We start from the raw sequence: 19,273 nt of genomic DNA on the forward strand, positions 1-19,273 counted from the left end.
CGGAGCCTGGAGAACGGTGGAAAACTCCACGCTAACAGGCGCCGCCACCTTCCGCCAACGCGCCTTATCTTACGACCGGTGTTGCCACCTGCGTTTCCAGGTAACGGCGTGCAATCTGGCGTCGCACGATCTGCTCGAATCGGAGCGACGGCTGATCCGATTCGCTTTTGCACAGGCCGGCAACGTTGCGGGCGATCTGCACCGGCGTAACCAGCAACCCCCATGGAAAGCCCCACCAACCTAAGGTGGCGCAATACAACGTACTCAACAACTGTTCGCGGCGGCCGCAGCGCCGGCAGCATACGTTGCGTCGCGTGCTCCACTGCGTCATCAGCACCAGCGAATGCACGCGATGATGCTCATGTACATCGATGGTGCCATGGTTCCGTTTGCACTTCGGGCAGGCTGACCGGCGCCATTCGTCGACATGGCGCTGGAGGATGTCAGACGGAACCCGGTCGGCCATCTCGAGTAATGGATGGGCCCGAGCACAGGCGGCGCTGCAGTAACGGCGTCCATCAAGCTTGCGGCCGCCAAACAGGATTGACTTGCCGCACTGATCGCATGAACTCATGGCTTTCCCCCGAAGTTTCCGGCGGGCAAGCTACCGCGCGAGCGCCCGGGATCACATCATCCGGACGGCTGTATGGACAGCGGGAAAAGAAACTGCTTCGGCCTTAGTGAGCGGCGGTCGTCGCCGCAGGCTGCGGGTGCAACGCAGCTTGTTGGCGCGCCACCTGTACCGCGGCGATCTTGGCTTTGATTGCCGGAATGGCCGCCAGTGCAGCGCGTTCGCCCTCCAGGATGGCCTGATCACGCTGCTCAAAGTCCGCGGCACCGATCTGGTTCACCTTCGGGCGGATGACGACATCGGCCCGCGCCAGCTCCTGCTCGCCCAGCTTCTGGCCCATGATGCTGATGGACTGCCCCACGATGCCCAGCATGCCCTGAGGGTTGGTGCCGCTGGCCTTGCTGGAGATATCCACAGCGATCACCACATCCGCGCCGAGCTGGCGTGCTGCATCGACCGGCACCGGGCTGACCACGCCGCCGTCGACGTAATGCTTGCCGTTGATCTCCACGGGCTCGAATACGCCCGGGACGCTGCTGGATGCGCGCACCGCCTGCCCAGTGTTGCCGCGTACGAACACGGTGCGCTGGCCGGTCTCCAACTGCGTCGCCACAGCGGCGAACGGCACGTTGAGCTTGTCCAGCGGGCGGTTCTTCACCTGCTGGTTCACGTAGTCCTGCAGCTTCTGTCCCTGCACCACGCCACCGGAAAACAGCCGTACGTCGCGGATGCTCGCCTGATCGAGCGCAACGGCAGTTTCCTGTAACTGGAACGCGTCCATGCCGCTGGCATAGAGCGCGCCCACCACGCTACCCGCACTGGTGCCGGAAACCACATCGGGATGGATCCCGTTGGCCTCCAGCATCTTGATCACGCCGATATGTGCAAAACCCTTGGCCGCACCACCGCCCAGCGCCAACCCAATACGCAGCTTCACCACCGGCGGCGGCGCGATAGGAGCAGGCGGAGTGGGCTTGGTGTCACCGAAGCAGGCACAGAGCGCCAGCGTGGCGAGCAGGGGGAGGAGCGAGCGGATGCGGCGGGTGGACGTCATGTCGGAGGTGGGACCGTTGGGTGGTGTGACCTGCCGGCTATTCCATCGCCGGTGGGTGGTTGGCGGGCGAGTGTACGACTGGTGGGGGGGCGTGATGATGGCGGAATGGGGTGGGTTGTTGGGCAATCGGTCAGCCGCGAATGGCCCGCGACCGGGCCGTACCCAACGAAAATAGCCGGCGCTCAGCGTGAAATTGTTGGTTGCCCTGCGTCGAAGGCGGCCTTGAATCGGGGCCAGAAGTCACCGCTCCAATGCGTAAGCTTGTTCACGTAGGCGACCTTTTCCGGGTGACGATGGATATTCGCAGGCTGCCAGTCGCTATCCGTATATGTGGCCACATTCGCCGAAGCAATGTGATCCTCCTCCGGGTTGAAGACGTAGCGCACTTCCAGCAAACCCCAACGCTCGGCACGGGTAAAACGAATTCCCACCATTTCCTGTGGATAACTCACCCCCTTCGCAGCAAGATCACCGGCCGCAGCGCGTTCCAGTGCTGGCAGTTTGTTAGCGCGGTCGGCCCAGGCCTGGAGAGGCGCGAGGAAAGAATGATCCATGATCCAACACGCCTGGTGTCCGAAGGGCTCCAGTGCTTCTCGGACGAAAACGTTGGTGTTTTCGTTCTGCTGATCACATCCCGGACTGGTTCGAAATCCGGTTTCGGGTTCGCTGGTGCTTCGACCTGCCGTAATGCGGACATAGCCCATCAAGCGCTGGTTCTTGACGCGACCAAGCATGAGCAGTTCGCCGGCGGTCGTCTTCTGGTCGAAATGCGTGCTGGCCAGTTGAAGCCAGTCGCCCGGAGGAAGCGGCACGTCGAAGCCGTCCACGCGCAATGAGCCACTGAAACGGCGACCCGCCAGCGCATCGTTCAGTCCATCGGCGCTGTGCGATTCACCGGGCGCGGCCAGCGAAAGGCGGGCCGTTTGAACCCGGGTTGGGCTTGTCGGAGCCGGCGGGGTCACGGCGAGTGCCTGTGCAGCCGGCTTGGGCGCAACCGGAAGCGGAGCCAAGGGTTGGGCTGGGGCTGCATAAGAAGCCTGTGGCAGCGACGCCGGCGCAGGTGTCACGGTCTTCGGGCGCGGCGGGAACACTACGCAAAGCACCGTCAGCAACGTGGCGAGAAGGCCCAGTAGTCGCCACGCGGGTGCGCGCTGCCATAGTTGGCGAAATGTACGAATGGGCGACTCCGGACCGCCAACGCTCACGAAGCGGGCCTCGCCACGACACGACCGTCCACGGCTACCAGCGACACCCTGGTGTGCCCCTTCTGCTTGGCTTCGATCAATGTGTCGGCGATGGATTCTTCCGCGATGCGCACCAGGTCACGCGCAGACGCGGCCGAACCCAGTCGGCCCTGGCGATGCATCATGTCCAGCAGCAGTTCCGCGTCGATGCCACCCAGTGCTACATCTAGTCCATAACCTTTGATCATCGCTTCGATCTCCAGCGCGGTAACGCGCGCGATGTCCAGTCCGGACAGCGGTCGAAAAATGAAGATGCGATCAAGACGGTTGATGATCTCCGGCGCGAAACCTGATTCACGCAACGCGTTGGTGGACGTGCGGCGCAACTCGTCAGCGTCGTTGCGATGCTGCTCGATCATTGCCTGCAGCGAATCGGTTGCCGCATTCGTGGTGAGGACGAATATCGCCTGCGTGGTGGATATCTGCTTGCCGTCCGACGCTTCGGTGATGAAGCCGTCATTCCAGGCCGTGAGAAAGTTTTTCTGGACGTCCGAGTGGGCCTTCTCTATCTCGTCCAGCAATACGACTGCATTGGGTGCGTCACGCAGCCCGGCGGTAAGCTTGCCGTAGTTGTCGGAACCGACGTAACCCTTGGACGAGCCGAATAGCTGCGTAGCGCCGTGCCCGCCGCTGGCGAACTGGGTCATGTCGAAATGCAGGAGTTTGCGCTGCAGGCACGCGCTGAGACATTTGGCCAAGTAGGTCTTGCCGGTACCCGGCGGCCCGGCGAGCAGGAAAACGCCCACTGGCTTGCCACGCTGCTTGAGCGCAAGGCGACGGCGTATCTGCGCGGCCATGTCGTCGCACACGGCATCCTGACCGATCACTTGGCTCTTGAGCGTGGTCGCCAGTTGTTCGGCATCGATGAAGACCGCGTCGGGCTGTTGGGCGAGACGCGCCTCCAGTGCGGTGCGGTTGGTAAGGCGATCGAGAATATCCATGAAGTAGCCTCCATCCACGGCGTTGGGCTGGGCGAGCCGTTGGCGCTCGCGGAAATAGCCCAGAAAGAACAATAGCCACAACGGAACCGACAAACCCAGCGCCCACCAGGCGTACGCGTGCAGAAAGCCCGTGGTCTTGTCCACGTAAGCATCCAGTGCGTGACCGCTGGGCGCGTGCTGTAGCCAGAATTGCGCCACAGCGATCGCCGCAATGACAAGGAAAGCCACTGGCATCAACCGTGTGGCGAGCGAGCTGAGCCAGCGCATTATTCCATCCTCACCCGAAGGCCGAGCACTTGGCCTTCGCTCATGATAGGAAACACCGCTTGCGACGAACCTGACGCTAATCCCACGGTAATGCCGCCGCCGTCGCCGTCCTTGATACCGGTGACGCGCACCATTCCGTCAGGCGAAACGGGCACCGCGAACGTATCGCCGTGTTTGGTCAGTCGCACCGTGCGGCTGTAACCGCCACTGTCTATGCGAACGACGTCACCGTCCTCCGCATCGGTATCCCACAGGCGGATCCACACGAGTTGCGGGCGCTGCGTGCTGGTTTGCGGCTGCGGTGCGGGCTGTATCGCCGGTGTCGTTGGGCTCGCGTCAAGCGCCGTCGCGAGCGTTGCCGTCTCCGGTTGAAGTTCTCCACGCAGCGATTGTCTGGCTACCGTACTCAGTTGCATGCCGTCGAGCGCACGCTCGATGTCTGCCGGTGCCACTTTTGATGCCACCAGCGAGTCGAGCGTATGGAATGCTTCCAGGCGCATCTGCGCCTGTGCGGGTGATACGTCATCGCCCAGCCGTACCCAGCCATCGGACAAGGCCAAACTACTGGCTGCCACCATGGCCACAAGTAACACCGTCGGCAGTAGCGCCTTGGCGAGCAGTGGCAGCGTGCGTCTCGGTCGGCTGTGGACGTCCGTCAAGGCGGGCGTGCCTCGTCGCGGAGTGACCTTATCGTTCCCCATAGATCCCTTGTCTTGCTCGCCCGGTTGGCGTGTTCGAGCCGGTGCCGCGGGCACCTGTTAGTTCGTACGGCGACGCGATTCGGTCGATGTGGTGAGCCGCGGATTCACCTTCGCAGCGTCGACGGTAAGACCGGGGACAGCTTGGGTGACGCGCATCAGACTCACATTGCTCAGCGAGCCGACAAAACCCGGTCGGAACGGCTTGCCGTCGACGTTGATGTTCTTTCCAGTGAACTGGAAGTTGACGCTGATCGTCCACAAGCCGTCGCTGATGCCCTGTTGCCTCACCAGCGCCGTGGCGACCTCTTCCCAGTTGAACTCGTAGCGTGATGCGTCGGCCATATAAGACATCCGTAGGAGGGTGCCGCCGATGTGGGGGCGGCGTGTCGGACGTGATCTTGCTTGGTTGCCTGATGCAGGGCAAATAAAAAGCCCACTTCGAACGGGACTTCGAAGCGGGCGTATTTTCTTGCTCGTGCCGCTGCCAGTCCGACGCGGTTTCTATGCGGTTTCTGTGCGTCGCTCCGATCGAGCGAAAATATTTGCGGGTGTCACACCTGCGCGCCGTCTGCTTCAACGTGGTAATGCGTCGCCACTTCTACTTCCTTCTTCGAACCCAGGAACACCGGCACGCGCTGGTGCAGGCCGCTGGGCTGGATCTCCATGATGCGCTGGCGACCGGTGGTGGCTGCACCGCCTGCCTGCTCGATGATGAAGGCCATCGGGTTGGCTTCGTACATCAGGCGTAGCTTGCCGCCCTTGGACTTGATCTTGGCGTCCAGCGGATAAAAGAACACGCCGCCGCGGGTGATGATGCGATGCACGTCGGCCACCATCGAGGCCACCCAGCGCATGTTGAAATCCTTGCCGCGTGGGCCGTCCTGGCCGGCGAGCAGTTCGCCGATGTAGCGCTGCATCGGTGCTTCCCAGTGGCGCTGGTTCGACATGTTGATGGCGAACTCGGCGGTCTCTTCCGGAATGCGGATGTCACGGCGGCTCAGGACGAAGCTGCCCACTTCGCGCTCCAGCGTGAACTCGTGCGTACCGTGGCCAAAGGTAAGCACGAACACGGTGGCCGGGCCGTAGACCACGTAACCGGCGGCGAGCTGTGTGGTGCCTTCCTGCAGGAAGTGCTCGGCCTTCGGCTCGGTGACGCCGTCCGGGCAGCGCAGCACGGAGAAGATGGTGCCGACGGAGATGTTCACATCGATATTGGAGCTGCCGTCCAGGGGATCGAACAGCAGCAGGTGATGGCCCTTGGGGTACATGTCGGGGATGGGCTGCGGGTCTTCCATTTCCTCCGAGGCGCAGGCGGCGAGCTGACCGCCCCAGGCGTTGGCTTCCAGCAGGATCTCGTTAGAGATCACGTCCAGCTTCTTTTGCGCCTCGCCTTGGATGTTGCCGGTGCCGGCCTCGCCCAGCACGCCGCCCAGGGCGCCCTTGTTGGTGGCCACGGCGATGCGCTTGCAGGCGCGCGCCACGACTTCGATCAGGAGGGAGAGCTCGGCGTTGATGCGGCCGGCGCGGCGTTCCTCAATGAGGAACTGGATGAGCGAGATGGACTTCATGGCAAACCCGCAAACAAAGGGACCCCTATTGTCCGGGGGACCCCGCCGCTTGTCAGTACAAAGTGTGACCAGTTAGTTCATCTAACGGTACAGAAAACCTTTTCTGGCAAGCCACCCGCGTCAGCCCCGTGTAGGAGCGCGACCCATACGGGATCATTCGGAGCGGCTCATGGTCACCCCTGCTGACAACACGTTGGCAGTAGGGGGTGCTCACACTCCTTCCTGTCAGTTAAGGAGGGAGTCTCATGCGCGATACGGTGTATTTCCTGGTGTTCGACGGCTATGCGGACTGGCATGCGGCGCATGCGCTCTGCGAGATCCGCCGTCCGGGCGAATGGCAGTTGAAGACGGTGGGCTTTTCCATGCAGCCGGCGCTCTCGATGGGCGGCCTGCGCGTGGCGCCCGAGTTGACCCTGGATCAGCTGGACCTCAAGCGCGCGGCGCTGTTGATCGTGCCCGGCGGCTATCTGTGGGAACACGGACATGGCGAGGAAGCGGTGGCCGCGGCGCGACGCATTCACGCGGCCGGAGCGCCGGTGGCCGCCGTCGACAGTGGTGTGCTGGTGTTGGCCCGGGCCGGGCTACTGGATGCCTGCCGTCATACCGGTAGCTATCCGGGCCACATCGGCACTCACGTGCCTGGGTATGCGGGCGCCGATCAATACGACGCCAACGTGCTCGCGGTGAGCGACGGCGGGGTGATCACCGCTAGTCAGCTCGGCAGCGTGGAGTTCGCCCGCGAAGTGATCCGCACGCTGGACCTCTACAACCCGAGCGATCGGGAGCATTGGTTTCGTTTGTTCAAGCACGCCCTGCCGCCGCCGTGGTGCGCGGGCGAAGCTGCCACAGCCGTGGCAGCGTAACGAGTGACGAGGAGGACGTCATGGCATTCCCGCTTGGAAAGATCCTGATGGCTTATCGGCCCCTGTACATGCGCGGCCTGTTGATGGATGGGCAATACCGCTTGCCGGCCAGTACGCCGGAGGCCACGCAGGGCACCAAAGTCAAAGCAAGGAAGGAAGTGGCGGCACAGCGTGTGCCCGCCGCACCAACGACACTACGAGGAGTTCGCGCATGACTCGCATCCACCAGGGCAGTTGCCATTGTGGCGCCGTCCGCTACGAGGCCGAATTGGACTTGTCTGCAGGCACCGGCCGCTGCAATTGCTCCATCTGCCGCAAGCTGCGCTTCTGGGGTGCCAGGACCAAGCCGGAAAGTTTTCGCCTGCTGAGTGGAGAGGACGCACTGGTCGACTACCAGTTTGGCACGGACAGCACACACAACCTGTTCTGTCGCCACTGCGGTACGCACTCGTTCCATCATGGCTACGTGGAACAGATTGGCGGCGCGTACGTTGCCGTCAACGTCACCTGCCTGGACGACGTAAGCGATGAAGATTGGGCCGCCGCACCGGTGAATTTTTCGGATGGACGCGACAACAACTGGTGGAACAAGCCAGCCGTCACCAGCTACCTGTGAATAACTCAGTCAACCTGTGAATAACTCGACAGGAACCACGTCATGACCACATCACGCATCACGTTCTATCACGCACCAAACAGCCGCTCAGGCGGTACCCGCGCGTTGCTCGAAGAGCTTGGTGTGGACTACGACCTGCACGTGCTCAACTTCAAGAAGAACGAGCAACGCGCGGAGCCGTATACAGCCATCAACCCGATGGGCAAGGTGCCCGCGATTGCTTATCGCGGTGAACTCGTCACCGAGCAACCGGCGGTTTTTCTCTATCTCGCCGATCTGTACGCCGACAGGGGGTTGGCGCCTGCGCTTGACGATCCATTGCGTGGGCCGTATCTGCGATGGATGGTGTTCTACGGTTCGTGCTTTGAACCTGCCGCAGTGGATCGTGCGATGAAGCGCGAACCTGTGCCACTGTCGACGAGTCCGTATGGCGATTGGGACACCATGTTCAACACGCTCGTGGCGCAACTGGAGCGCGGACCGTACATGCTGGGCGAACGCTTTACGGCCGTCGACGTGCTGTGGGGTACGGCGCTGAAGTGGATGACGATGTTCAAGCTGGTGCCGGAGCTCCCTGTCATCGTGGCCTATGTTGAACGCGTCACGTCGCGGCCTGCCATGCAAAGGGCTGCGGCGCTCGACGAACAGCTGGCGGCGTCGCAGGCGGCGTGAACGATGTCGCCGTGCGCAGGCTACCGTCGTCGTTCTCCCCGCTTACGCGGGAGTGACGGTGTCCCTGCGGCGCGTGAACGATTCGCCAGTTTCGCCATGCATATAGCCATCCATGACTCACGGCGCTGGCCCTGCGCTCGCCACTCCGCCATCATCCACGGATGCGTCGCGCCGACCGGCTTTTCCTCATCATCCACGCCCTGCGCGGGCGTCGTACCGCGCTGCAGGCGCGTCAGCTTGCTGGCACGCTCGGTGTCTCCTTGCGCACCGTCTATCGCGACGTGGCCGATCTCCAGCTCTCCGGCGTACCCATTGAGGGCGAGGCGGGCGTGGGTTATCTGCTGCGCAAGGGTTCGGACATCCCGCCGCTGATGTTCACCGCCGACGAACTCGAATCGCTGGTGGTAGGTACGCGTTTCGTGCGCGCCTTTGCCGGTCAAAAGCTCGCCGAAAGCGCGCAGGCGGCGTTGCTCAAGATTGAAGCCGTGCTACCCGCCGACTTGCGCGAGCGCGCCACGCGCACCCGTATCTATGCGCCGATCTGGCGTGACCAGAGCAAGACGGAATTCGCTGCGCTGATTGACCGTCTCAACGCGGCCATTACGGATGGTCAGGTGCTGCGGCTGGATTACAGCGATGAAGCGGGCCGAACTTCTTCGCGCGAGGTTGAGCCGCTGTGTCTGGCGTTCTGGGGTGGCAAGTGGACGCTCGGTACGTGGTGTCGTTTGCGCGTGGGCTTCCGCAATTTCAGGCCGGATCGGATTGCTGATTGTGCGGTGACGGGGGAGCGGTTTGGGGATATGAAGGGGCGCAATCTGGATGCTTATCTGGAGGCGATGCGGGGGTATTACGAAGGGATGGACAGTTAGGTGTTTTCGCTCCCTCGCCCCTTCGGGGAGAGGGAGCAGAACTGGGGCGTTCTGCGCGCATCGCTCAACACCCCAAACACCGCCCCCTAAAAACTCAGAGAACGCCCCCTCACCAATCCGCTACCCTCACTCCGCGCACCCAAGCCGGAGCCACACATGACATCCACTGCCAGTCCCGCCGCCAAGGCCCCGCCCACCTGGCATCTCGATCTGGTGGCAGGGCTTTCCATTGCTGGCCTGTTGATCCCAGAGGCGGTGGCTTATTCCGGTATCGCCAACCTCCCACCGCAGGCGGGCGTCATTGCTTTGTTCGTGGGTTTGGCGACGTATGGTCTGCTTGGGCAAAGCCGCTATGCCATCGTCTCCGCCACATCCTCATCCGCGGCGGTGCTGGCGGCGGGAACGCTGGCGCTGGGAGGGGGTGACAACGTATCCCGCGTGGCGATGGCGGCCACGCTGATCCTGATGGCGGGTGTCTGTTTTCTTATCGCGGGTGCGGCGCGGCTAGGTGGGCTGTCGCATCTGATCGCCCGCCCTGTGCTGCGGGGTTATACCTTCGGGTTGGCTTGCGTCATCGCACTGAAGCAGCTGCCGCATCTGATGGGCGTGGCGGACGTGCATGGTGATTTCGTGCCGGCGTTGCTGCTGCAGCTGGCCAAGGTGTTGCCGCAAGTGAATGTGGCAGCGATTGGCGCGGGTGTCGTCGCGCTGGCGTTGCTGTTTGTGTGTGAGCGGTTTCGCCGGTTGCCGGGCAGTCTGGTCGCCATTGCGTTGGGTGTGGCGTCGTCGGGCTGGCTGGCAGCGCATGGCGTGGCGTTGACGGGTTCGATCCGGCTGGCTGTTGATCTGGGTTGGCCGACATGGCCGCAGAGCGGCCAGTGGTTGCCGAGTGTGGAACTGGCAGCCGCGTTGTTGCTGATCCTCTACGCGGAGTCGTACAGCTCCATCCGCGGGTTCGCACTCAAGCATGGCGACACGGTGAATCCAAACCGTGACCTGCTGGTGCTCGGCGTGGCCAATGTCGTCTCCGGTGCGCTGCATGGCATGCCGGTGGGTGCGGGTTATTCGGGCACCTCGGCGAACGAGGCGGCGGGCGCGCAGTCGCGGTGGGCGGGGCTGATTGGTGCGGGCAGTGTGCTGGTGCTGGTGTTACTCGCGTTGCCGTGGATCGAGCGCATCCCCCAGCCGGTGCTGGCGGCCATCGTGATCCACGCAGTGAGCAAGTCATTGCGCCTCTCCGTGTTCACGCCCTACCTGCGCTGGCATCGCGACCGGTTGGTGCTGCTCGCGGCGGTGGTGGCGGTGTTGTCGCTGGGCATCCTCAACGGCTTGCTATGCGCCATCGCCTTCAGCCTGGTGATGTTGCTGCGCCAGTTGGCCATGCCACGGCTCAGCGTGTTGGGGCGGCTTGCCGATGGCCATGATTTCATCGATATCGGGCAGCATCCCGGCGCGTTGCAGGTGCCGGGCATGTTGATCGTGCGGCCGGAAGAACCCCTGTTCTTCGTCAACGCCGAAGCCATGCTGGCGCAGGCACGCCAGCGGGTAGAGGCCTGCCAGGGGCTCAAGCGGGTGGTGCTGAGTCTGGAAGTCAGCCCTGATCTGGACGGCACCTCGCTCGAAGCCATCGCTGATTTCGCCACCTGGTTGGCTGCGCGCAGCATTGAGCTGCGCGTGGCACGATTGAAGGACGACGCTCGCGACGCCCTGTCGCGCATGGCGCTGCCCCAGCTTCCGCCACAGGCGCTGGAAGACTGGAGCGTGGAGGATGCCGTGTCGGCATCGCCGATGACCTCGTTGCCAAAGGGAAACCCGCAGTGAAGAACGCTCTCCGCACGACCTGGCTCGCCGCAGCCGTGACGCTGTCCCTTGCCGCCCCGGCCTGGGCCGATTCCAGCGCCGATGCACGCTTCAAGCAGATCTACGAGCAGGAGTGGGCGTGGCGCAATGGCCAGTCCGGCATTTCGTCCTCGGGCGAAGCGCAGCCCAACGGTTCGCGCCTGGACAACGTGGATGCCGCTAACCAGCAGAAGCGTCAGGACTACTGGCAGAAGGTCTCCAACGAGCTCGACGGCATCGACGTAAAGCAGCTGTCGCCCGAAGAGCAGGTGAACTACGCGGTGTATCGCGCGCAGATCCAGAATCAGTTGGCGGCGCAGAAGTTCAAGCAGTGGCAGATGCCGTTCAACAGTGACTCCGCGTTCTGGAGCGAGCTTGGCTATGTGCTGGATAGCGACAAGCTGCGCACCGTGCAGGATTATCAGCGTTACCTCGACCGCCTCAACGAAGTGCCGGCGTATTTCCAACAACAGATCGACAACATGCGCGACGGTCTGGCGCGCGGCTTCACCGTGCCCAAGGAAGTGTTGAAGGGACGCGATGTCTCCATCGCCTCCGTGTCGGAACTGAAGGACCCCACACAAAGCAGCTTCTACGAGCCCTTCAAGAAGATGCCGAGCACCATGCCCGCCGCCGATGCCGCCAAGCTGCAACAGCAGGCGAAGCAGGCCATCAGCGGCAAGGTGATCCCGGCCTACGCCAACCTGCTCACCTTCTTTCGCAACGAATACGTGCCCAAGGCGCGCACCACGCTCGCCGCTGAAGCCATGCCCGATGGCAAGGCGTGGTATCGCCAGCAGATCATCGAATACACCACGCTCGATCTCGACCCGGACACCATCCAGAAGGTGGGCCAGGAGCAAGTGGCGAAGATCCACGCCGAGATGGTCAAGACCATGCAGGAGACGGGCTTCAAGGGAAGCTTCGCCGACTTCCTGCATTTCCTGCGTACCGACCCGCAGTTCTACGCCAAGACACCGGATGAGCTGCTGATGCGCACCGCCTGGGTGGCCAAGCAAGTGGACGCGCAACTGGGCAAGGAGTTCGGCCGCCTGCCGCGCCAGCGCTTCGCCATCGTGCCGGTGCCGGACGATATTGCGCCGTACTACACCTCCGGCCGTGGTGGTCCGGGCACCTATCTGGTGAACACGTACGACCTACCGTCGCGTCCGCTCTACAACATGCCCGCGCTGACCCTGCATGAGTCGATGCCGGGTCATTCGTTGCAGCTGTCGCTGGCGGCCGAGCAGCACGGCCAGCCAGATTTCCGCCGTGAGGGCTACATCTCCGCCTACGGCGAGGGCTGGGGCCTGTACTCGGAATACCTCGGCAACGAGATGGGCATCTACAAGACGCCCTACGAGCGCTTTGGTTACCTCACCTACCAAATGTGGCGCGCGTGCCGGCTGGTGGTCGACACCGGCATCCATCATCTCGGTTGGACGCGTCAGCAGGCGATCGACTTCATGACGCAGAACACCGCGCTATCCGATCGCGAGATCGCCAACGAAGTCGATCGCTACATCAGCTGGCCGGGGCAAGCGCTGTCGTATGAGCTGGGTTACCTGAAGATCCTGGAGCTGCGTCAGAAGGCCGAGCAGGCACTGGGCCCGAAGTTCGACATCCGCCACTTCCACGACACCGTGCTGCAGATCGGCTCCGTGCCGCTGCCGGTGCTGGAGAAGCGCGTTGAGCGCTTTATCGCCGATGGTGGCCCGGAGCCGGATTACGGGTGTGACTGTGGGAAAGATAAGGGTGGCAAGAAGTAACTCCATCTGATCACGACATCATTCCGGACCTGAGCCGGAATGATGTCGGCCGGCGCGTCAGGGCTTCGCGCCGGTCTCGGCATAGCGTTGCAAGCGCTGTAGCTGATCCGTCAGCACCTCGTTGACGACGGGAGCTACCTTGTCCAGCGCGCTTCCGCTGGCGCCGTTGACGCGGTATTCGAACTGCAGCGTCGTTCCGCCGGGCGTGGATTTCAGGGTGAAGGTCATCACGCCCGTGACCGCCATCGACTGCAGCGGACCGAGTGCCGTATCCAGCCGCAGCACGTGCCCGGGCGCCGCCCAGATCACCCGCCCATGCTCCACGCTCTGGCCATCCCAGCGCTCGCAGAAGCAGCCTTCCGCTTCGGCCTTCAGGCTGAGGTGCGAGGCGTCGCCGGAATAGGTGTGCTCACTGTTCCACCAGTGGCCGACGTCGGTCAGGGCTGCGTATAGCTTGTCTGGAGGCGCGTGGATGGTGCGGCTGTCCAGGATCAGCAGGTGGTCGGATGTGGCTTCCTTCACCTCGGCATATGCGCTCAGGGTGACCAGCGACAACAGGATCGAGGCGGCAATGGCTCGGCGACGCATGGCGTTTCCTCCCGGCTAGGGTAGGGCGGAGTATGCGGCGGTGAAAATGGGGTCTGTACTGGCCGAACGGCTGATAACCAGCCCACTGGCTAAAAATGCACCAATGAAGTAAAGTTGATCCCAACTTCATAGGGAGAGTCGAATCATGGCGGCTCATCTCCAGCCCGAAAGCCATCCCGCCACCGATCTCGGCGGCCCGGCGCTGCGTGCCTTCTTCAACATCGCCGAGCGATGGAACCTGCGGATTGCCGACCAGCGCCGTCTGCTGGGCGACCCGCCGGAGTCGACGTTCTATAAGTGGAAGCGGCTGCAGAGCGGCACGCTGGGGCGCGACACACTGGAGCGCATCAGCTACCTGCTAGGTATCTTCAAGGATCTGCAGATTCTGTTTCCCGATCCCGGTCAGGCCGATGGCTGGGTGCACCGCGCGAACAAGGCCACATTGTTCAGCGGAAGCTCGGCGCTGGAACGCATGCTTTCCGGTAATGTCGCCGACCTTTACGTCGTACGTCAGTACCTCGACGCGCAACGCGGCTGATCACCCGTTTCGCAGGAGCGCACCTTGTGCGCGACGGCGGCGCCGCGTCTATGCTCGCCACTCAATCACCGCGCTGGCCAATGGCCCTGCGCCCCACGTCGCAACCCACGATACGCCTCTCCGCCATACTTGCTCCTTCTGGCAGATCGCGTGAGAGATCCACGTCATGGCCGACATTCCACCGCTCAAACGCATCCGCTGGAGCCATGCCTATCGCATTGTTCCCAGCCGTTTTCCGCCTATCGGCGTGTTCGATCGCATCGCTGAACCGGGCGATCTCGAAGCGTTGTATGCCATCGAGGCGATGACCAATCCGCGCCTGCGTACTGAGATCGGCGACCTGCATCTGGTGCCGCCGGATCGGCGCATCAGCGGCCCGGGCACAACGCCGGTGATGGCCGCGTTCACCCATCTCAATCCCGAGGGCAGCCGCTTTTCCGATGGTACGTGGGGCGTGTTCTACGCCGCTCACAGCGTAGCGACGGCGGTGGAGGAAACCGTCTACCACCGCGAGCTGTTCCTCGCGGCCACCGCCGAACCACCGTGCGATATCGAGATGCGCTGCTACAGCACCAGCATCCAGGCGAAGCTGCACGATCTTCGTGGGGGATGGAAAGCCGAGCACGATCCGGATGATTACGCTGCCGGTGTCGCGCTCGCGCGCAAGTTGCGCAAGGAAGGCTCGGATGGACTCGTCTATGACAGCGTGCGTCATGCCAATGGCGAATGCGTGGCCGTGTTCTATCCCGATCGCGTCGCGCCCTGCGTGCAGGCGCAACACCTGATGTATCGGTGGGACGGCAAGTGCATCGCACAGGTGCTGACCGTCGACGAGTGGAAGCGCGGCTAGCCCGCCATCAACGCCATGAAAAAGGGCCCTTCTCGCGAAGGGCCCTGCGGCTTCCCTGCCGACGGGTCTCCCCTTTATTAGAAGCGGTAGCCGATGCTGGCGCCGAACACGATCGGGTCGATCTTGGCGGTACCCACCTTGGTGTTGTCGACCTTTACGTCGCTCTCGATGTACGCCCAGCGCACATCCACCGTGGCGAGCCACTTCTCCGAGATCTTCAGATCGAAGCCAGCGCGCACAGCGGGGCCCCAACTGTTGGCGATGCTCACGCTGTTGCCGTAGAGCGCGCCGGTGGCGTGCGTGCTGAAGAAGTTGGTGTAGTTGACGCCTGCGCCCAGGAACGGCGACCAAGCTGCGTTCGGCATGAAGTGGTAATTGATGCCGAAGGTGGGCGGAAGTTGTTTGGTGCGAGCCACCGTGCCCAGGCCGGCGAGGCTGATGTCATGCAGGAACGGCGAGGCACCGAGCACGTCCACACCCCAGTTCGGGGTGAACATGTATTCAAGGTCGATGGTGGGCCGCGTACTGCTGCTCACGTCCGCGCGTGCGCCGGCGATGGTGCCGTTATTGCTCTTGGGCGCGACGACGGCGCCACCGATGCGTACGACCCAGGAGTCGTTGCTGTCCGCATGGGCAGCAGGAACGGCGAGTGCACCGAGCGTGGCAGCAAGAGCGAAGGGAAGCAGGGCTTTCATGACATTGTTCCATCGTGTTTTCGTTGGGGACAGCGTCATGGTCGTTAGGAAGTCGTTGTTGGCTTTTGATCCAGATCATGCCGTCGTAGGGCATTCGGACGCAGGCGTACACGCAAGAAAGAAAAAGCCCGCACGGTGGCGGGCTTTTCTTCGTTTCGTATCGTGGATCTATGGCGATCACGTGTCGGCGTTGGTCGCCCAGCCTTCGCGATTGCCTCGCGTAAACACGCGGTCACTGTCTAGCACGTCGCCGGCTGCGTGCGCGGTCGTCTCGCGGAGCGTCGCGTAGATCGGTGTGAAGTCTGGCCGCGTCGCCTCGAACAACTGTTCGAAGCTATCGATCACGAAATAAGTCTGCTGGAACGTGTCGATGCGGTAGCGTGCGCTCATCACGCGCTCCAGGCCGAAGCCGATACGGTTGGGTGACGCCGAATCCAGTGAGTAGATCGACTCGCCCTTGGAGCTCACGATGCCTGCGCCATAGATGCGCATGCCGTCCTTGGTGTTGATCAGGCCAAACTCCACCGTGTACCAGTACAGGCGCGTCAGATTCATCAGCGCTTCGGGGCCGATCGCGAACGCCTTCATGCCGCCGCGGCCATAGGCCTGCATGTAGTCGGCAAAAACGGGGTTGAGCAGCAGCGGTACATGGCCGAACAGGTCGTGAAAGAGGTCGGGCTCGCTGAGGTAGTCGAGCTGGTCCGGCTTGCGGATCCACCAGCTCACTGGGAAGCGGCGATGCGCGAGGTGGTCGAAGAACACCTCATCCGGCAGCAGGCCTTCCACGGCGACCAGTTCCCAGCCCGTGGTGGCGCCCAGCACCTTGTTCAGGTCGGCAAATTTCGGGATGCCGCCATCGCCAAGACCGAAGCGCTCCACGCCGTCCATGAACTCCTGGCAGGCGCGGCCCGGCAGCAGGTCGCGTTGGCGTTTATAGAGGGTGTCCCACACTTCGTGATCGGTGGCGGAGTAGTTCGCCCACGGTTGGTCCACGACGCCCGTGGCATACACCGGCACATAGCCACGATCGGTTTGCTGATGTTCTACGCGGCGTGGTGTGGTGCTCATGGCGTGCTCCTGGCGTAAGCCGGCTTGCTTGGACCAGGTCAGCATAGGCTGATTGCTGCGCACGATGCTTGTTTTGTTGCATCAATTCAGGCTTGTTGCGCAATAATCTTGTTCCTCTCTACGTATCTATGGAGATTTATTGCCATGGTTACTCTGGATCGTACTGATCTACGGATTCTGACCGTCCTCCAGTCGGACGGGCGCATCACCAACGCGGAGCTGGCGGACAAAGTCAGCCTCTCCCCCTCGGCGTGCCTGCGCCGGCTTCAGAAGCTGGAGGGGGACGGCGTCCTTGTGGGGTACACCGCGCAGGTGGACCCCCAGGCCGTGGGCCTGGGCCTGCAGGCTTTCGTCCGCGTGCAGCTGACCAAGCACGAGAGCGTTGCCGTCGAGCGTTTCGTGGAACTGGTGAACGGCTGGCCCGAAGTGGTGTCCTGTTATGCGCTGACTGGCGACATGGATTACCTGATTCACGTCTATGTGGCTGATCTTCAGGACTTTTCCCGCTTTCTGCTGGATCGGCTGCTCAACGCCTCAGGCGTAGCGGACGTCAATTCCAGCTTTGTACTCCGCACGGTAAAGCACTCCTCGGCGTTGCCGTTGGGCCAGTTGGAACGTTGACCCTGTGGCGCGGGGACGCAGGCGGCGACTAACGCTAAACTAACCGGTACTGATGAATAGCCATTCCCTCACCGCCCCCGCCCGCCGAGATCTGATGCGACCCTTGCGCTACTTCTGGCGAGTGCCCTTGCTGCTGCTGCACATAGTGCTGGGCATCGTGCTCTGTTCACTGGTGCTGACCTGGCGCCGTGACGAGGTGATGAAGAACGGTCGCGAGCCCTTTGCGCATCGCACCATCCGTTGGTGGTCTACCGCGTTGCTGCGCATCTTCGGACTGCGTTCGGTTCGAGTCGGTAAACCGTTGGCCGACCCGGTGCTGTTCGTCGCCAATCACACCTCCTGGATCGATATCGAGCTGCTGCACAGCCAGCGCGCTGCCTGCTTCGTCGCCAAGGCGGAAATCGCCAGTTGGCCGCTAGTGGGCTGGCTGGCTGCGTCGGGCGGCACCATCTTTCATCGTCGCGGCAACAATCATTCGCTGGCGGCGGTGATGCAGGTCATGGTGGACCGCCTGCGCGGTGGCCGTTCGGTGGCGGTGTTTCCGGAGGGCGGCACCGGTCACAACGGTGTGTTGCGCGTCTTCCATGCGCGCATTTTCCAGGCAGCGCTCGATGCCGAAGTGCCTGCTCAGCCGGTGGCGCTGCGCTTTGCGCGGGATGGCCGTCGGGTGATCGACGCCGGTTTCCGCGACCACGAAAACTTCATGCAGAACTTCCTCCGCCTGCTGGGCGAGGCACCGCTGGATGCCGAGGTGCATTTCCTCGAGCCCGTGCCGTCCACGCCGGATGCGCGCCGCCGCATGGCGGAAACCGCGCGTGAGCGCATTGCAATGGCGCTGGAAGACAAGCCGAGCAACAACAGCCAAGCATGATGCTACCCAGTGGAAAGGATTTTCTGCCGCCAAGGCCGCTGCGCAGTGGTCATATCCAGACCATGCTGTCGTCCAGCGGCGTGCGTCGCCTGTTGCTGCCCAAGGCTGCACAGACGGTGCTGCAGGATTCACAGCCTGTAACGGTGGATGGCGGTGATGGCGTGCGGCTCACCGGTGCCTACACCGCGCAAAAGGCGCAGCCAGAATCGCGTGGCCTGGCCGTACTGTTCCATGGCTGGGAAGGCAGCGTCGATTCCACCTATGTCCTGCAGACCGGCAGTCGCCTGCTGGCCGACGGGTGGGACATCTTCCGCCTGAACTTCCGCGATCACGGCGACAGCCACCACCTCAACGAGGCGCTGTTCCATTCATGCCGCATCGACGAGGTGGTGCATGCGCTAGGCGACATCGCGCAGCGTTTCCCTGCGCGGACCATGGCGCTGGCAGGTTTTTCGCTGGGCGGCAACTTCGCGCTGCGCGCGGCCATGCGCGCACCGGCGGTGGGCTTGCCGTTGAGCTACGCGCTGGCAGTGTGCCCGATCGTTGATCCGGGCGAGGGCCTGTTCTCGCTGGAAGCTTCGGCGCCGTGGTTCTACCAGGCGTATTTCATGCATAAGTGGCGGCGTTCCCTGCAGGCCAAGCAGGCAGCGTTCCCACAGCGGCAGTATTTCGAGCTTGCCGAGCTCAAGCAGAACCTGCGTGGGCTCACTGCGGCGCTGGTGGCACGGCATACCGATTTCAGCTCGCTCGAAGCCTATCTGGACGGCTATTCCGTGGCTGGCCGCGCGCTGGAAAACATGCACGTACCGTGCACCATCCTCACCGCGCGCGACGATCCTGTCATTCCTGTGGACGCGTTCGAAAAGCTGCAATTGCCCGCCAATATCGAGCTGGATATTTCCCCCTATGGCGGCCATTGCGGTTTTATCCGCGGCTGGGACATGAGCAGCTTCACCGACGAGTACATCGCGGCGCGTTTCAACGTCATCGCTGCGCAGTCGTAGACAACAGACGTTCCCGCCGGGAATGCACCACGCTTTCACCGACACGCGCCCATCGTGTATCGGG

Annotated in this window: 22 protein-coding genes; 12 read left to right on the forward strand and 10 right to left on the reverse strand. The window is 62.8% G+C overall.

Going from position 1 to position 19,273, the window contains the following annotated elements:
* Positions 1 to 64: 64 nt before the first annotated feature.
* From DyAD56_RS12765 to DyAD56_RS12795, 7 genes are all read right to left on the reverse strand, one after another.
* Positions 65 to 574 carry a hypothetical protein gene (locus DyAD56_RS12765; protein WP_102303154.1) on the reverse strand — a complete coding sequence of 170 codons (510 nt, stop codon included), beginning with the start codon at positions 572 to 574 and terminating at the stop codon, positions 65 to 67.
* 103 nt (positions 575 to 677) lie between these two features.
* A complete protein-coding gene (locus DyAD56_RS12770) occupies positions 678 to 1,625 on the reverse strand; it encodes a patatin-like phospholipase family protein (protein WP_102303155.1) in 948 nt (315 codons plus the stop codon).
* A 182-nt stretch (positions 1,626 to 1,807) separates the two neighbouring features.
* Positions 1,808 to 2,452: a hypothetical protein gene (locus DyAD56_RS23590; RefSeq protein ID WP_146010497.1), complete on the reverse strand. Its 645-nt coding sequence runs from the start codon at positions 2,450 to 2,452 to the stop codon at positions 1,808 to 1,810.
* A 374-nt stretch (positions 2,453 to 2,826) separates the two neighbouring features.
* Positions 2,827 to 4,077, reverse strand: coding sequence for an AAA family ATPase (locus tag DyAD56_RS12780; RefSeq protein WP_199178960.1), 1,251 nt, complete (start codon positions 4,075 to 4,077; stop codon positions 2,827 to 2,829).
* On the reverse strand, positions 4,077 to 4,736 hold the full coding sequence (locus DyAD56_RS12785; protein ID WP_146010498.1) for a hypothetical protein: 660 nt from the start codon (positions 4,734 to 4,736) through the stop codon (positions 4,077 to 4,079). Before DyAD56_RS12785 ends, DyAD56_RS12780 begins: the two co-directional genes overlap by 1 nt.
* A gap of 99 nt (positions 4,737 to 4,835) precedes the next feature.
* Positions 4,836 to 5,120 carry a hypothetical protein gene (locus DyAD56_RS12790; RefSeq protein ID WP_102303158.1) on the reverse strand — a complete coding sequence of 95 codons (285 nt, stop codon included), beginning with the start codon at positions 5,118 to 5,120 and terminating at the stop codon, positions 4,836 to 4,838.
* Positions 5,121 to 5,329: 209 nt separating this feature from the next.
* On the reverse strand, positions 5,330 to 6,346 hold the full coding sequence (locus DyAD56_RS12795) for a class 1 fructose-bisphosphatase (protein ID WP_102303159.1): 1,017 nt from the start codon (positions 6,344 to 6,346) through the stop codon (positions 5,330 to 5,332).
* Between the two features lie 245 nt (positions 6,347 to 6,591).
* Between DyAD56_RS12795 and DyAD56_RS12800 the strand changes: the two genes are divergently transcribed.
* From DyAD56_RS12800 to DyAD56_RS12830, 7 genes are all read left to right on the forward strand, one after another.
* Positions 6,592 to 7,209 carry a DJ-1/PfpI family protein gene (locus DyAD56_RS12800; protein WP_102303160.1) on the forward strand — a complete coding sequence of 206 codons (618 nt, stop codon included), beginning with the start codon at positions 6,592 to 6,594 and terminating at the stop codon, positions 7,207 to 7,209.
* Between the two features lie 20 nt (positions 7,210 to 7,229).
* Positions 7,230 to 7,424 (forward strand): hypothetical protein, encoded by a 195-nt coding sequence (locus DyAD56_RS12805; RefSeq protein WP_102303161.1) that lies wholly within the window; start codon positions 7,230 to 7,232, stop codon positions 7,422 to 7,424.
* Complete coding sequence (locus DyAD56_RS12810; RefSeq protein WP_102303162.1) at positions 7,421 to 7,825, forward strand: GFA family protein; 405 nt, start codon at positions 7,421 to 7,423, stop codon at positions 7,823 to 7,825. The genes DyAD56_RS12805 and DyAD56_RS12810 overlap by 4 nt, the downstream gene beginning before the upstream one ends.
* A gap of 42 nt (positions 7,826 to 7,867) precedes the next feature.
* Positions 7,868 to 8,497 carry a glutathione binding-like protein gene (locus DyAD56_RS12815; protein WP_102303163.1) on the forward strand — a complete coding sequence of 210 codons (630 nt, stop codon included), beginning with the start codon at positions 7,868 to 7,870 and terminating at the stop codon, positions 8,495 to 8,497.
* A gap of 161 nt (positions 8,498 to 8,658) precedes the next feature.
* Positions 8,659 to 9,366 carry a YafY family protein gene (locus tag DyAD56_RS12820; RefSeq protein ID WP_102303164.1) on the forward strand — a complete coding sequence of 236 codons (708 nt, stop codon included), beginning with the start codon at positions 8,659 to 8,661 and terminating at the stop codon, positions 9,364 to 9,366.
* Between the two features lie 156 nt (positions 9,367 to 9,522).
* On the forward strand, positions 9,523 to 11,187 hold the full coding sequence (locus DyAD56_RS12825; protein WP_102303165.1) for a SulP family inorganic anion transporter: 1,665 nt from the start codon (positions 9,523 to 9,525) through the stop codon (positions 11,185 to 11,187).
* A 35-nt stretch (positions 11,188 to 11,222) separates the two neighbouring features.
* The gene (locus DyAD56_RS12830) at positions 11,223 to 12,974 is read left to right on the forward strand and encodes a DUF885 family protein (RefSeq protein ID WP_233202410.1); all 1,752 of its coding nucleotides are present in this window, start codon (positions 11,223 to 11,225) and stop codon (positions 12,972 to 12,974) included.
* Between the two features lie 57 nt (positions 12,975 to 13,031).
* On the opposite strand, the gene DyAD56_RS12835 is transcribed toward DyAD56_RS12830, so the two are convergent.
* Positions 13,032 to 13,562: an SRPBCC domain-containing protein gene (locus DyAD56_RS12835; protein ID WP_102303167.1), complete on the reverse strand. Its 531-nt coding sequence runs from the start codon at positions 13,560 to 13,562 to the stop codon at positions 13,032 to 13,034.
* A 145-nt stretch (positions 13,563 to 13,707) separates the two neighbouring features.
* Between DyAD56_RS12835 and DyAD56_RS12840 the strand changes: the two genes are divergently transcribed.
* On the forward strand, positions 13,708 to 14,100 hold the full coding sequence (locus DyAD56_RS12840; protein ID WP_102303168.1) for an MbcA/ParS/Xre antitoxin family protein: 393 nt from the start codon (positions 13,708 to 13,710) through the stop codon (positions 14,098 to 14,100).
* A gap of 166 nt (positions 14,101 to 14,266) precedes the next feature.
* Entirely contained in the window at positions 14,267 to 14,950 is a 684-nt protein-coding gene (locus tag DyAD56_RS12845; RefSeq protein WP_102303169.1) for an RES family NAD+ phosphorylase, read from the forward strand.
* Between the two features lie 77 nt (positions 14,951 to 15,027).
* Here the strand turns inward: DyAD56_RS12845 and DyAD56_RS12850 are convergent, their stop codons facing one another.
* Entirely contained in the window at positions 15,028 to 15,645 is a 618-nt protein-coding gene (locus DyAD56_RS12850; protein WP_102303170.1) for an OmpW family outer membrane protein, read from the reverse strand.
* A gap of 177 nt (positions 15,646 to 15,822) precedes the next feature.
* Complete coding sequence (gene phhA / locus DyAD56_RS12855; RefSeq protein WP_102303171.1) at positions 15,823 to 16,713, reverse strand: phenylalanine 4-monooxygenase; 891 nt, start codon at positions 16,711 to 16,713, stop codon at positions 15,823 to 15,825.
* 144 nt (positions 16,714 to 16,857) lie between these two features.
* Here phhA and DyAD56_RS12860 point away from each other — a divergent pair, with 144 nt between their 5' ends.
* The 3 genes from DyAD56_RS12860 to DyAD56_RS12870 all read left to right on the forward strand — a co-directional run bounded on the left by DyAD56_RS12860 (position 16,858) and on the right by DyAD56_RS12870 (position 19,209).
* Entirely contained in the window at positions 16,858 to 17,334 is a 477-nt protein-coding gene (locus DyAD56_RS12860) for an Lrp/AsnC family transcriptional regulator (protein WP_102303172.1), read from the forward strand.
* A 94-nt stretch (positions 17,335 to 17,428) separates the two neighbouring features.
* Positions 17,429 to 18,205 carry a lysophospholipid acyltransferase family protein gene (locus DyAD56_RS12865; protein ID WP_233202406.1) on the forward strand — a complete coding sequence of 259 codons (777 nt, stop codon included), beginning with the start codon at positions 17,429 to 17,431 and terminating at the stop codon, positions 18,203 to 18,205.
* Complete coding sequence (locus DyAD56_RS12870; RefSeq protein WP_102303174.1) at positions 18,202 to 19,209, forward strand: alpha/beta fold hydrolase; 1,008 nt, start codon at positions 18,202 to 18,204, stop codon at positions 19,207 to 19,209. The genes DyAD56_RS12865 and DyAD56_RS12870 overlap by 4 nt, the downstream gene beginning before the upstream one ends.
* Positions 19,210 to 19,273 lie beyond the last annotated feature (64 nt).

Origin of the sequence: Dyella sp. AD56 (genome assembly GCF_002878475.1) — a bacterium.
In the GTDB taxonomy this organism is placed as follows: Bacteria; Pseudomonadota; Gammaproteobacteria; order Xanthomonadales; family Rhodanobacteraceae; genus Dyella.